Annotated in this window: 12 protein-coding genes; 3 read left to right on the top strand and 9 right to left on the bottom strand. The window is 70.0% G+C overall.

All coding sequences use genetic code 11. The features are described from left to right. Window positions 1–70 precede the first annotated feature (70 nt). The gene (locus tag AC5DRG_RS40530; protein WP_491804842.1) at window positions 71–847 is read left to right on the top strand and encodes a CTP synthase C-terminal region-related (seleno)protein; all 777 of its coding nucleotides are present in this window, start codon (window positions 71–73) and stop codon (window positions 845–847) included. Here AC5DRG_RS40530 and cyc2 read toward each other — a convergent pair. Then, the gene (gene cyc2 / locus AC5DRG_RS40525; protein ID WP_491804841.1) at window positions 820–3009 is read right to left on the bottom strand and encodes a germacradienol/geosmin synthase Cyc2; all 2190 of its coding nucleotides are present in this window, start codon (window positions 3007–3009) and stop codon (window positions 820–822) included. The genes AC5DRG_RS40530 and cyc2 overlap by 28 nt on opposite strands. A gap of 166 nt (window positions 3010–3175) precedes the next feature. Here cyc2 and AC5DRG_RS40520 point away from each other — a divergent pair, with 166 nt between their 5' ends. Continuing rightward, on the top strand, window positions 3176–4414 hold the full coding sequence (locus AC5DRG_RS40520) for an endonuclease/exonuclease/phosphatase family protein (RefSeq protein ID WP_491804840.1): 1239 nt from the start codon (window positions 3176–3178) through the stop codon (window positions 4412–4414). 4 nt (window positions 4415–4418) lie between these two features. On the opposite strand, the gene AC5DRG_RS40515 is transcribed toward AC5DRG_RS40520, so the two are convergent. From AC5DRG_RS40515 to AC5DRG_RS40485, 7 genes are all read right to left on the bottom strand, one after another. Beyond that, window positions 4419–5177 (bottom strand): ABC transporter ATP-binding protein, encoded by a 759-nt coding sequence (locus tag AC5DRG_RS40515; RefSeq protein WP_491804839.1) that lies wholly within the window; start codon window positions 5175–5177, stop codon window positions 4419–4421. Window positions 5178–5233: 56 nt separating this feature from the next. Then, window positions 5234–6079: an ABC transporter permease gene (locus AC5DRG_RS40510; protein ID WP_491804838.1), complete on the bottom strand. Its 846-nt coding sequence runs from the start codon at window positions 6077–6079 to the stop codon at window positions 5234–5236. After that, the gene (locus AC5DRG_RS40505; RefSeq protein ID WP_491804837.1) at window positions 6076–6873 is read right to left on the bottom strand and encodes an ABC transporter permease; all 798 of its coding nucleotides are present in this window, start codon (window positions 6871–6873) and stop codon (window positions 6076–6078) included. Before AC5DRG_RS40505 ends, AC5DRG_RS40510 begins: the two co-directional genes overlap by 4 nt. 22 nt (window positions 6874–6895) lie before the next feature. Next, window positions 6896–7867, bottom strand: coding sequence for an ABC transporter substrate-binding protein (locus tag AC5DRG_RS40500; protein ID WP_491804836.1), 972 nt, complete (start codon window positions 7865–7867; stop codon window positions 6896–6898). A 133-nt stretch (window positions 7868–8000) separates the two neighbouring features. After that, window positions 8001–9194: a damage-control phosphatase ARMT1 family protein gene (locus tag AC5DRG_RS40495; RefSeq protein ID WP_491804835.1), complete on the bottom strand. Its 1194-nt coding sequence runs from the start codon at window positions 9192–9194 to the stop codon at window positions 8001–8003. A gap of 22 nt (window positions 9195–9216) precedes the next feature. Further along, complete coding sequence (locus AC5DRG_RS40490) at window positions 9217–9864, bottom strand: ScbR family autoregulator-binding transcription factor (RefSeq protein ID WP_491804834.1); 648 nt, start codon at window positions 9862–9864, stop codon at window positions 9217–9219. Window positions 9865–9935: 71 nt separating this feature from the next. Continuing rightward, window positions 9936–10850 (bottom strand): ScbA/BarX family gamma-butyrolactone biosynthesis protein, encoded by a 915-nt coding sequence (locus AC5DRG_RS40485; RefSeq protein ID WP_491804833.1) that lies wholly within the window; start codon window positions 10848–10850, stop codon window positions 9936–9938. A gap of 178 nt (window positions 10851–11028) precedes the next feature. Between AC5DRG_RS40485 and AC5DRG_RS40480 the strand changes: the two genes are divergently transcribed. Beyond that, window positions 11029–11676, top strand: a complete 648-nt coding sequence (locus tag AC5DRG_RS40480) for a ScbR family autoregulator-binding transcription factor (RefSeq protein WP_491804832.1) — start codon at window positions 11029–11031, stop codon at window positions 11674–11676. 114 nt (window positions 11677–11790) lie between these two features. Here the strand turns inward: AC5DRG_RS40480 and AC5DRG_RS40475 are convergent, their stop codons facing one another. Then, the gene (locus AC5DRG_RS40475; protein ID WP_491804831.1) at window positions 11791–13572 is read right to left on the bottom strand and encodes a S8 family peptidase; all 1782 of its coding nucleotides are present in this window, start codon (window positions 13570–13572) and stop codon (window positions 11791–11793) included. Between the last annotated feature and the right edge of the window lie 12 nt (window positions 13573–13584).

The raw sequence follows: 13584 nt of genomic DNA, 5'->3' as shown, positions 1-13584 counted from the left end.
AGCTCTGCTTATCGAGGGTGCAGGAATCATCGTTGGACGTGAACCACCGGCCGCGCCCAGGATGAACTGCATGACGAACACCGCAGCTCACACCGTGGGATCCACGGGGGCCACAAGGTCAGCGCGGATCGCCCTGGTCGGCGACCGCTCCCCCAACGTCGTCTCGCACACCCGAATCCCCCTCCTGCTGGACGCCCTCGCCGAACGCGACCGGCTCGTCCTCGACGCCTACTGGATCCCCTCCGAGGAGGCCGGGGACGCGGACGTCGTGGCCGGGTTCGACGCGATCTGGGTGGTGCCCGGCAGCCCGTACCGCAGCGAGGCCGGTGTCCTCGCCGCGATCCGCACCGCACGCGTGGCGGGCATCCCCTTCCTCGGTACGTGCGGCGGATTCCAGCACGCGCTGCTCGAATACGCCCGTGACGTCTGCGGACTCACGCGCGTGGCGCACGCCGAGAACGACCCCGACGCAGACGACCTGCTCATCGAGCCGCTGACCTGTTCGCTCGTGGGCCACGAGGCCGTGGTGACGATCGAGCCGGGCTCGCTCGCCCAGTCGGTGATCGGTTCGGCGCGGACGGCCGAGCGCTACTTCTGCGCCTACGGCCCCACCCGCCACCTCGACACGCTGCGCGCGCACGGCCTGCGCTTCTCCGGGCACGACGAGGACGGCCATGTCCGGATCGCCGAACTCCCCGGCCACCCCTTCTTCCTGGCCACCCTCTTCCAGCCGGAGCTGTCCGGGGACGGCTCACGCCCGCACCCGGTGGTCCGGGCGCTGGCGCGAGCCGCGGTCGAGCACGCGGAGCGGTCGACGGTTCAGCCCGAAAAACTCCCGGCATCCTGACGAAGTTCCCGGAATGTCGGAGGTGTCGGGATGCGGTCCGGTACGAAGCCATGGGAGCGGCGTGCCAGGTAGTCGGACTTGTAGCGGTCGACCTGCCGGTGCCAGTTGAGGATGCCGGCCATCCAGTGCTGGAGGTCGGTCACATAGCCGCGCATGATCTCGCGGGCCTCTTCCGTGAGGCCGAAGTCGTCATAGACGACGGGCAGTTCGTGTGCGGCGACATGCTCGAACTGGCGCATGCGCTGGGTCATCAGGTCGTGTACGACACCCAGCGCGGTCGGGTAGTCGATGCCGAAGAAGTTCTGGACGACGAGGATGGCGTTGTGGATCTCGCCCTCGTACTCGATCTCCTTCTGGTACGAGAAGACGTCGTTCAGCAGACACGCGTAGTCGATCGCCGCGTTCTCCAGGGCGCGCACGGGGCCGCTGCGGTAGACCTCGGGCGGGATGGCCGGGCCGTGGCCCATCCGGCACAGGCTGAGGGTGAGGTCGGAGCCGAAGGTGGCGCGGCGCATCTCCAGGTAGTCGACCGGGTCGGGGATGCGGTGCTGGATCTGGTTGGCCAGCTCCCACACCCAGCTCTCGGTCATCCTGTTGATCGCGTCCTTCAGGGTGCGTCGCCCGTCGGGGGGCATCTCCGCGGTCGTGAGCGCCCAGAGGTCGACGAGTCCGCGTTCCATGCCGTTGAGGGCGACGGGCACCTCCTCGCCATCGACGGGCATGCAGTCCGAGAGGCGCGCGGTGGTGATGCGGGCGGCGGCCAGGTCACGGCGGTTGCCGAAGACGAGCGGGTAGTAGTCGTCGCCGTACGTCCCCCAGGCGAGCCAGCGCGAGCTGAGGTCGAGGGCCTCGACGGTCGCGTCGGGGTCGATGCCCGCCGAGCAGAGCGGGAGGTCGGCGGCGGCCAGCTTGTCCTCGTCCCAGACGCCCTCCGCCAGCATGCCCATGGCGTGCATCCAGTCGACCAGGCGGTGCCGGGCGCCTTCCAGGTGCGGGCTGATCTCGACCTGGAACGGCATGTAGAAGTCGGGGAGTTGAGACGGTCCCACCTTTTGGAACGGAGTGTGGGTGTAGGCGCGCAGGCGTTCGGCGCCTGCCGCCGCGAGCAGGGCGCCGACGTCGGCGGCGGACGTGCCGGGACCGGTCAGGCCCTGCAACGGCGAGGTGGCGAGCGCGCCTTCGTTCATGTAGCGGCTTGAGCGCAGATGCCACTCGTGGCCGCCGGACTGCCAGTCCTGGAGCCCCTGCGCGTACGCGGCGACGGCGGCGACCTCGACCGGGGTGAGGCCCTTGTCCAGGGCCACAGCGGGGACTTCGGTGAAGGCGGTGTGCTCGAACTGGTGGAGGCGGGAGGTGAGGACGTCGTTGACGGTGTCGGCGGCCTCCTGGGTGGTGCAGCCGAAGAAGGTCTCCAGGACGAGCACGCCGTTGCTGAGCTCGCCCTCGTCCTCGACCTCGCGCTGGTAGGAGAACAGGTCGTTGCGCAGGTGGACGGCGTCGGAGAAGGTCTCCATGAGCACCCTGAGCGGCCTCGACTCCGCGACGCCCGCGGGGACTTCGGCGGTCGCGTACTCCACGAGGCCGGCCGACCAGGGAGCGCCGCCCACCTTGCGGCGCATCTCGATGTACTCGACGGGGTTGGCGATCCGCCCCTCGTTGATGTTGGACAGCTCCCACAGGGACTCGTTGAGCAGATGCTCGGTGGAGACGGCGAAGCGGCGGCGCCAGTCGACGGACATCGAGGGCACGGTGCGCGCCCACAGGTCGGCGAGGCCCGCCTCGACCGGGTTCCGCGGCTCCGGTACGGGAGTTGACAGGTCCAGCGGCATGAACAGGGGCAGCCGGTCCAGATAGGCCTTGCCGCCGGCGCGGTCCTGGGTGCGTTTGAACATCTCCAGGAAGTGGTCGTCGAAGAAGAACACCCAGACGTACCAGTCGGTGATGAGGGAGAGGGCGGGTCCGTCGCAGTCGGGGTGCGTGTAGGCGCAGAGCAGACCGTAGTCGTGCGCCTCCAGGTCGGATTGCTCCCAGACCCCGGAGCCCTCCAGCATGCCCATCTCGCGTGCCCACGCGGTCGAGTGGGCGCGGGCCTCCTCCAGGTGCGGGTTCAATCGCGCGGTGTACGGCATGTAGAAGGGCGGGAGTTCGAACGGCTGCGTCATGGCCGGGCCCTACCCGTGTCCCCGAACTGCCATCCGCCCGGCGGGACATGATCACACCATCGCGTGAATCGCGGATGAACCCGTGAATTCCGGCGAACACTTGTGGCGTTCACTTCTACGCGCAGAGACTACGGAGGTTCACGTGTCCCTCCTCCCGGGAGTCCCGATGAACCATCCCAGATCTCTCTCGCGCCGCTCCGCTCTCGTCTCCCTCGCCGGGACGGCGCTGGCCGGCGCCACCGCACTCCAGGCGTCGGCGGCCGAACGCCCCACGCGCGCGGTGCGGTTCGCCACCTTCAACGCCTCCCTCAACCGCGCCACCGAGGGCGCCCTCGTCACCGACCTGTCCACGCCCGGCAACACGCAGGCGCAGAACGTCGCGGAGACCATCCAGCGGGTCGACCCCGACATCCTGCTGATCAACGAGTTCGACTACGTCGCGGGCGGCACCGCGGTCCGCCTCTTCCTCGACAACTACCTGGCCGTCGGCCACAACGGCTCGAAGCCGATCCGCTTCCCGTACCACTTCACGGCCCCGGTCAACACGGGCGTGGCCTCCGGGGTGGACTTCGACGGCAGGAACGGCGCCGTCACGACGCCCGGTTCGGACGCCTACGGGCAGGACGCGTTCGGCTACGGCTGGTTCCCCGGGCAGTACGGCATGGTCGTACTCTCCAAGTTCCCGATCGACACGCGCGCGGTACGCACCTTCCAGCGCTTCCTGTGGAAGGACATGCCCGGCCACGTCATGCCGCCGGGCTACTACAGCGACGCGGCGACGGCGATCTTCCGGCTCTCCTCCAAGAGCCACTGGGATGTGCCGGTTCGCGTCGGCCACGACACCGTGCACTTCCTGGTCTCGCACCCGACGCCGCCCACCTTCGACGGCACCGAGGACCGCAACGGCCGTCGCAACCACGACGAGATCCGGCTGTGGGCCGACTACATCGGCGGGCGGCGGCGTGGCGCCTATCTGTACGACGACAATGGCGTACGGGGTGGACTGCGGCCCGGCGCGCGGTTCGTGCTCGCGGGTGACCTCAACGCCGATCCGTACGACGGCGACAGCTACGACCACGCCGTACGGCTGCTCGTGGACCACCCGGCCGTGCGGCTGCCCGGCACTCCCCCGGCGAGTGCCGGCGGGGTCGAGGCGGCGCGGCTGCAGGGCGGCGCCAACGCGGCGCAGACCGGCGATCCGGCGTATGACACCAGCGACTTCAACGACACCGCGCCGGGCAACCTGCGGGTCGATCACGTCATCCCGTCCAGAGGGCTGCTCCCTGGCGCGAACGGCGTCTTCTGGCCGACGTCGGACGATCCGCTGTACCGGCTGGTGGGCAACGGAACGGTGGTTCCGACGTCGGATCACCGGATGGTCTGGCAGGACGTGAGCGTGGTCTGAGCGGCTAATGGGAGGTACCCGAGCGCACCGCTCGGCCTACCTCCGCCCGCAGCGCCACGAATTCCGGCAGGCCCCTGGTCGCTATCTGGTCGCGTTTGCCCGGCAGTTCGACCGGGAGGTCCAGGACGACATGAGAGCCCGGGCCCGGTGACAGGACCACGACGCGGTCGCCGACGTAGACGCTCTCGTCGATGTCGTGGGTGACGAACACGATCGTCGCGCCGTCGGTGCGGTGGACCTCCAGGAGGAGGTCCTCCAGGTCCTCGCGGGTCTGGGCGTCGAGCGAGCCGAAGGGTTCGTCCATGAGGAGCAGTGAGGGGCGGCAGACCAGGGCGCGGGCGATGGCGACGCGCTGCTGCATGCCGCCGGACAGCTGCCAGGGGTGGCGGCGGGCGGCTCCGTCGAGGCCGACGCGTTCCAGGATGCGCTCGGCCTCGGCGCGGCGTTCGGCCCGGCCGAGGCCGCGGCGGCGCAGTGGGAGGGCGACGTTCTCGCGGACCGTGAGCCAGGGGAAGAGCGAGCGTCCGTAGTCCTGGAAGACGACCGCCAGTTGGTCGGGTACTCCGGTGACGGGCGTTCCGTCGATGGTGACCTTGCCTTCGCGCGCGGGGAGCAGACCGGCCACGGTGCGCAGGAGGGTGGACTTGCCGCAGCCCGACGGGCCTACGACGCACAGGAGTTGCCCGTCGGGCACGGTGAGGGTGATGTCGTGCAGGACGCGGTGGTCGCCGTAGCGCTGGCCGAGGGAGTCGAGGCGGAGCATGCGGGTCGGTCACCTGTTCCCGGGGTCGTGGTGGAGTGCGTCCCGGATGTTCCGGTTCACGCGGTCGACCTCCCCTGGCCGATCAGCCGCTTCTCGACCGCCAGCAGGCCGGTGTTGAGGAGGTAGCCGAGCGCCCCGAGCAGGACCAGCGCCGCCCACACGGTGAGCAGGTCGGAACGCGACTGGGCGTCGGTGAGCGTGAAGCCGATGCCGTTCGCGGTGCCCGGCAGCAGTTCCGAGAACACCATGAGGATGAGGGAGAGCGAAAGGCTGAGGCGCAGGCCCGCGAAGATGCGGGGCAGCGCGGTGGGCAGGACGAGGAAGCGGAGCCGTTCGACCGCGTTGAGGCGCAGCACGGCGGCGACTTCGAGGCGCAGCGGGTCGATGTTGCGGGCTCCCTCCGCCGTGTTGATCAGCACCGGCCAGACGGCGCTGAAGACGATCGACGCGAGTTGCATCGGCGTACCGAAGTCGAAGACCACGACGAAGACCGGGACGAGGGCCGGGGGCGGTACGGCGCGGGCGAACTGCAGCACCGGGTTGCACAGGGCGTACGTCCCGCGCGAGCGGCCGACCGCGACGCCGAGGGCGATTCCGGCGAGGGCGGCGAGCGCGAATCCGGTGGCCATGCGGCCGAGGCTGGGCAGGATGTTGTCGACGGCGGCGTTGGTGAGGAACGCGTGCGCGACCGGGCCCGCGAACCACAACTCATAGGCGTGGCGGATGATTTGGCCGGGCGGAGGGAAGTAAACGCTGTCGTGGGTGCGGGTGGCGACCTCCCAGACGGCGACGGCGAGCGCGAGCACCAGCCAGCGCAGCAGCGCCCCGCGCGCGGCGGTCGCCCGTCGGCTCGGTGCGCGGGTGCCGCCGACGGCTCGCACCGCGACCTCGGCCCGGCTCACGTCAACCCCCTTCTGTACGCCGCCCGTTCCCGCTGTTCCGGTGTCCATGGGAACAACCGGCGTTCGCCCCACACCAGTACGCCGTTGATGACCAGCCCGAGCACGCCGGCCCACACCACCCCCGCCAGGACGTCCTTCGTGCCGTCCGTCGCCAGGCCGGCCTGGGCGATGAAGATGCCGAGGCCCTCGCCGAAGCCGGCGAGGATCTCGGTGGCGACGGCCAGGATGAGGGCGACCGCGGCCGAGATGCGGATGCCGGCCGCGATGAACGGGGCGGTGCCGGGCAGTTCGACGCGCAGCAGCACCGCGAGGCGCCCGAAGCCGAAGGCGCGCAGAGTCTCCTTGGCGAGGGGGTCGGTCTCGCCGAGGCCGTAGACGGTGTTGAAGAGGATCGGCCAGACCGAGGCGTACGTGATGAGCGCGACCTTGGTCTCGGTGCCCGCGCCGAGGAGCAGCGAGACCAGGGGGATCAGGGCGACGGACGGCAGCGGGCGCAGGAACTCGACGATGGCGCGTACGGCGGCGTCCACGACCGGCACGCTGCCGAGCAGCAGCCCCAGCGGGATCGCGATCGCACAGGCGAGACCGAGTCCCAGGAACCACGCGCGCAGGGTGGCGCCGACGCCGTCCAGGAATGCGCTGTCGCCCGCCAACTCGAAGGCCCGGGCCAGGACTTCGGAGGCCGGCGGCAGATAGGTGCGGCGGACGATCCCGGCCCGGCTCACCGCCTCGCACACGCCGAAGGCGAGGAGTACGCCGAGCGCGCCGAGCAGTGCTTCCTGACGTGTCCTCACACCCCGTACCGCCACCGCTGCTTCACTTCACCAGCAGCGTCGCCGGATCGATCGCCTTCTTCAACAGCCCCTGTTTCTCCATGAGTTCGGTGAGCCGGGCGATCTGCTCGGGATCCACGGTGGGCGGAAACGTGGGCAGCCCGACCGTCTTGGCCTGTTCCTCGGTGAGCTTCGTGTACGTCGGCACCACGGCACGTACGGCCGACGGTTCCTCGGCGGCGATCTTCGCGGCGGCCTTGATGGCCCGTTGGAAGGCGGCCAGGGTCTTCGGGTTCTCGGTGGCGTACTGGCGTGTGGTGATGTATCCGCTGAGCGGGATGTCCTCGACCGGCGCGGCTGCTCCGTCGAGGACGACCCTGGCCTGCAACTCGTCCTGGATGACGCTGTCGAAGGGCTCGACCGCGTGCACGGCGTCGACCTGTCCCTTGTCCATGGCGGCGCCCATCTGCGGGAAGGCGACCTGGCGGTAGACGGGTTGGCCGATGCCCTGCTTCGCCAGGATCTCGTTGAGGGTCAGCGACTGGACGTTGTTGAGGACGTTGACGGCGACCTTCTTGCCCGCGAGGTCCGCGGCGGTCTTGATGTCCGAGTCCTTCGGCACCAGGACGTCCATCATGTGCGGGGCGGCCCTGATCGACTCGGCGACGATACGGATGTCGAGGGTGCCCTTCTCATGGGCCTGGAAGTAGGTGACGTAGTTCGAACTCGCGACCACGTCGACCTGCCCCTTGGCCAGCGCGGGCAGCGCCTGGAGGCTCTGTTGGATCTGCTGGATGCGGACGTCCAGGCCCTCCTTCTCGAACAGGCCGCGGTCCCGCGCGATGTAGAGCGCGGCGCAGTCGATGAGCGGCAGGGCGGCCACGGTGATCCGGTCGTCCCCGCCGGCGGAGGAGGACGAGTCCCCGTCGCCGCCACAGGCCGTGACGACCAGCGCGAGCGCGGCCAGACCTGCCGCGAACTTTCCTGTTCCCGAGCGCAATTGACGTAACGGCATGCGGGCATGCCTATCAAGGTTTTGGCATGATCACCACATACCGGTCAGCCGTTCAATCACTCTTTGGCGAAAGTACGCGTGGTCCAGTCCCGCGACCCCTTGCCCTCGACTGACCCGCCCCGACCCGCCCCGATTACCCCCGCACCTGAATCAGCGCATACGTCCCACCAGTCCGCCACCGCTCCCCCTCCGCGGCATTGAGCGCGGCCTCCGTGTCCGCGGCAAGCCCGGTGATGACGTCGGACTTGAGGGTGCGCAGGGCGGCGACCGGGCCGGGGAAGTAGGCGGTGACGTCGGTGAACGGTGTGGTCGGGGGCCGGAGTTGGTCGCCCACCAGGCGTCGGTAGTTGAGGTCGCCCTTGACGATCGTCAGCGTCGCCGCGGCGCACTCTTCGCGGAGGTCGTCCGGCATCTCCGTGAACGGCAGCGGGGCGGCGGCGAAGGGGTGGGCCCGCACCGTGAGGCGGCCGTCGGCAAGGGCGGACCACAGACGGTGCCCGTATGCCGACGCCGCCCCCTTCGCGGCCCTCAGCCTGCGCAGCGCGTCGACCACGTCGGCGGTCGTGGCGTCGGAGACGTAGTACGGGTAGGGCTTGATGTGCAGGGTCGCCTGCCGGATCCGGCCGTCGGCCAGGAGGTGGGCGATAAGGAGCAGGTCGGGGATGAGTTCGCGGCCGGCGTTGTCGGCGATGAGGCAGAGCGTGCCCGGGGATGCGGAGGCTCCGAGGATGGACCACAGGGCCTCGCCGTCGTCGGCGACCAGCCCGGGCACCGCATCCCCGCCCCCGGCCCCCGCGACCGCCGACAGCCGGAAACCGAGGTCCGCGCGATTGCCCCACAGGGAGCCGTGCAGCAACGCCTGCGCCTGCTCCGCCGCTGGCCTGCCCTCCAGCTCGTCGAGCGCCGCCAACTCCTCGTCCGTCTCGGGGGCGTCGAGTTCCGCGAGCTTGAACGGGCGGAAAGGGTCGACGCCCTGCCAGGCACCGGGGCCGAAGTAGCCGACCGCGTCGAGGAGTTGGCGGTAGAAGTAGCTCTCGGACCAGAGCCAGGGCACGTCGAACCAGGACTGGCCGGCGTACTCGCCCAGCCCCCACGCCCGCCACAGCTCCCGGTCGTGAGCGTCGCCGGGAAGCGGTTCGATCACACCCTCGGCGCAGCTCTTCAGGAGCGCGTCGAGAGCACGGTGCTGCTCGGGGCCGTAGGGGAAGGCATCCCGCACCTGCTGGATGATCGCCGGATGGCGCTCGGCCAGCACGCTGTACGGGAAGGAACCGGGCTCGTTGCCGAGAATCACGGGCGGCACGGGTGGGGGTGGGGTGTCGGGCATGCGGCTCACGGTAGCGCCCACCTCACGGGGGTCTGATCTCCCGCTCCAACCGCGTCGCGAGGCTCAGATAGCGGGCCCGGCGGGGTACCGGTACCAGGCCGCGGATCGTCATGTGCCACATCTCGGCCAGTCGGCGGGGCTGGCGGGTGACGGGTTCGAGGGAGCGGCTCACGACGCGGGTGCCGACGAAGAAGCAGACCAGGGAGTGGGCTACGGCGTCGACGTCGATGTCCGGGTGTACGTCGGACTCCTTGACGGCGCCGAGGAGTTTGCGCGAGACGATGTCCAGCCACTCCGTGAAGGGGTGCTTGAGGGGGGCCCGCACCTCCACGCCACCGGTGGCCAGGCGCAGGCCCGCTCGGGGGATCGGGCCCTCGACCGACAGCCGCGCTATGGCGAAGGTGATGCGGATCAGCGCTTCGAGCGAGGTGTAGCCCCGACCGTCCATCTCGATCGCCACCTGGCGCGAGGCCCGGGACTGGAGCTCCAGAATGGCGTGCGCCAGGTCCTCCTTGGCAGCGAAGTGGAAGTACAGGGCGCCCTTGGTGACTTGGGCGTGCTCCACGATGTCGCTCAGGCTCGTCGACTCGTAGCCCTGGCGGTCGAACAGGTCGGCGGCCGCCGTGATGATCGTCGCGCGGGTCTGCTCGGCGCGTAACTGCCTCGCCATACGGCTGAACACTCCTGGGTCGGAAAAGAACGGGTCATGCCGTTTGTTTCTTACCCCCTGTACACGATAGCTCACCGTGCGACGGTACCGACCACGCATTCGAAGATCGTCGACTCTCCCTGTGTCCCCACCACTTGTACGTCGTCGCCCCCTGATTCCCTCACTTCTATCCAGGTGGGCACATCGAGTTCGGCGTAGTTGCTGAAGGTGGTGTGGAACGACACCGGCAGCCGGTCTCCGGCGGCCCGTGCCCGTACCGCCTGGCGGGCGGCTTCCAGTAACAGCATGCCCGGTATGTGATCGAGAGGATGGTCGAAGAAAACCGGATGCGCGGTATCCACCCGCAGCCGCCAGCGGTCCGGGCCGTCGGCGGGGGCCAGGACGACGTCCGCGGCCAGGGCGCGGTCCACGGCGGCGGCCGGCAGGCCGGCCGGAACCGGCAGCGCGGTCACGCCTGCCGCGGTACGGCCACCTCGCAGCCGGCGGTAGACGGACTCGCTCATCCACGCGAAGCCGAGCCGCGCGCTCGCGACCCGCTCACCCGCCAGCCTTACGTCCGTGTCGCAGCGGATCGCGGCCGGGCGCCCGCCGCGCAGCCGGACGTCGGAGACGGTGATGTCCAGGACGGGCTCGGCGGGTACGGCACCCACGGCCAGGTGGTCGGGGTACGTCGTGATCCGCAGCTCCTGGAGCACGAACTGGTGGGTCAGCGGAACGTCGTACTCGGTGTGCGCGAGCAGTGCCCCGCACTGGCGGACGGTCTCCACGACGAGCAGCGGTTCGTACGCCGACCGGTCCGGCGACACGTGTAACTGGTGCGCCCGTGGCCATTGGGCGGATACGGTGAATCGGTCCTCGCCGGTAGTGGTCCACCCGGTGAGAAACGTTTCCGCGAGCGCCGCGCGGTGCACGAGCTGGCGTGGCACGGTGGCCGTCATGGTCTCGGCCGTCGCCGGGGTGTCGGCGAGCTGACGCAGGTGCGACATGTCCCTCCTTCGTCCCCCGAAGGCAGTGGCAGACGGCGAAGTGCCCGCGCCGGTGAGCGTTTAGAGTACGAGGCGACCGGTTTGTTTTCAATGAGACCCAGGTGAACCGCAGTTGTGAGCGCCCGGCCCGGCGCGCCGCTCGGGGCACCGGCCAACTCGGCTGTGGAGAAGGGCTCTTATGGCACAGCAGGAGCGCGCCATCAGAACGCGCAGGGCGATCCTGGAAGCCGCGGGGGCGGTGTTCGACGAGCACGGCTACGCCTCCAGCACCATCGCGATGGTGCTGGAGAGGGCCGAAGTGACCAAGGGGGCCCTGTACTTCCACTTCTCGTCGAAGGAGTCCCTGGCGCAGGCGGTGCTCGACGAGCAGCTGTCCCTTGGCGCGGTTCCGGCGCGGGCGTGCAAGCTCCAGGAGATCGTCGACATCACGTTCGTCTTCGGGGAGCGGCTGCTCAGCAACACCCTGCTCAAGGGAAGCGTAAGGCTGACGGTGGACCCGTGCGCGCCTCCCGGGGTCGATCACTCCGGCCCGTATCGGCTGTGGACGGACCAACTCGTCGGTTTGCTGGAACAGGCCCGCGCGCAGGGCGAGTTGCTGCCGACGGTGGAGCCGAGGGACACGGCGGAGCTGGTGGTCGGCGGGTTCGCCGGTATCCAGTTGATGTCCCAGGCGCTGACCGACCGGAGCGACCTCGCGCACCGGATCTCCGTGCTGTGGAGCCACATCCTGCCGGGCATCGCGGTGCCGGGTGTGCTCCTCGCCCTGGACAGCAAGTCCGACCGGGGATCCCGGGTCATGACCTCCGAGGGCCTGGCGGCGAGCTGATCCGCGGCCGCGCGAGTAGGCGCGTGTGTATGGCAGAGCCGGCCGGTGCCCATCCGCACCGGCCGGCTCGCCCGCTTCTGGCCGCTCAGCGGCCGGTTCTCTGCTCCCGTTGGCTCAGAAGGTGAGCTTCCAGCTGTTCAGGGTGCCGGTGTCCACCGAGGCCACGTCCTGGACGCGCAGCTTCCAGGTGCCGTTCGCGGTCTCGCTGGAGGCGTTGACGCTGTAGGTGGTCTTGACGTTGTCGGCCGAGTCCGAGGTGCTGGACGCCTTCAGGCGGTACGTCGAACCGTCCGGCGCGACCAGGTCGATGACCAGGTCACCGCGGTAGGTGTGGGTGATGTCGACGGCGACCGGGAGGGCCGACGGCGCGCTGCCGCTGATGCCGCTGACCGCGATGGAGGACTCGATCGCCGAGCCGTTGTCCGGGATGGAGACGGCCGAGCCGCTGGTGAAGGTGGTGCCCCCCGTGGACCCGCCGGAGCCACTCACCGCCTGCACCGTCTTGGCCGCGTCCGCCAGACCGGCACCGCAGCCGCCCGAGCAACTGCCGGGCAGGGCACGGGCGTTGGTCTTGATGGCCGACTCGATCTGGGCCGGAGTCAGCGCGGAGTTCGCCGACTTCATCAGCGCGACCAGGCCCGCGATGTGCGGGGTGGCCATGCTGGTGCCCTGGTAGTACTCGTAAGACTCCGTGGACGGCGTGCTCGCGCCGGAGTTCAGCGTGGACAGGATGCCGTTCGCGGTGCCGGTGCTGGTCTGGCCGCCGGGCGCCGAGATGTCCACGAGGGAGCCGTAGTTGGAGTACGAGGCCTTGGCGCCGGTGCGGTTGGTCGCGGCGACCGAGATCACGTTGTTGCAGTTGCCGGGCGAGTGGTTCGCCACGTTGTCGCTCTCGTTGCCGGCGGCCACGACGACGGTCGTACCGCGGTTCACGGCGGCGGTGATGGCGCTCTGGGTGGCCGAGGTGCAGGCGCCGTCGCCGCCCAGGCTCATGTTGATGACCTTGGCGACGTTGCCGTTGGCGGGGACACCGGAGACGGTGCCGCCGGACGCCCAGGTAATGGCGTCGATGATGTCGGAGTCGTAGCCGCCGCACTTGCCGAGCACGCGCACCGGGGAGATCTTCGCGCCGTACGCGATGCCCGCGACACCCTTGCTGTTGTTGGTGACCGCGGCGATGGTGCCGGCCACGTGCGTGCCATGCCAGGAGGAGTCGCTGGCCGGTACGCCGGAGCCGCAGTCGTTCGCCGCGTAGTAGTCGCCCGGGTCGGCCGGGTTGCTGTCGCGCCCGTTGCCGTCGACGGAGACCGCCGTGTCGGCGATGAAGTCGTAGCCGGCGACGATGTTCGCGGCCAGGTCGGAGTGGGTGACGTAGCCGGTGTCGATGACGGCGACGGTGACGCCGGTGCCGGTGGCGGTGGTCCAGGCACCCGGGACCCTCATGCCGGCGGTGGCCTCGAAGAGGTCCCACTGCTTGGCGTACTCGGTGTCGTTCGGGTCGGCCTTCGCCGTGTTCAGACGGTCCGGTACGACGTAGGCGACCTGCGGGTCGGCCTGGTACTCGGCGACGACGTCGGCGACATCCGCCCCGGTGAGGTCCTCGCCCAGGTCGACGAGCGCGGCGCCGGTGCCCAGGCGGCGCTGGAAGTCGAGGCTCTCGCCGGACTCCTTGCCCTTGGCCTCGGCGTCGGCGGAGGCGGCCGTGTTCGACTTCGCCTCGGCGGCGCCGGACTTGTAGCCGACGATGAGGCGCTCGGCGAGGGTGCCGGGGGCCGCCTCGGTGAGGGCGGCCGGGGTGGTGGCTGCCGGGGTTTCCTGGGCGACGGCGACCGAGGCGGTGGCCGCCGTCAGCAGGGCCGCGGAGACCGCGGCGACGGATATCAGCTTCCGTCTCATGGCGGGTGAGGT

The organism is Streptomyces sp. JLBG701, from assembly GCF_058544905.1.
Note: the sequence above shows the minus strand (reverse complement) of the source record. Positions and strands in the feature narration are given on the sequence as shown.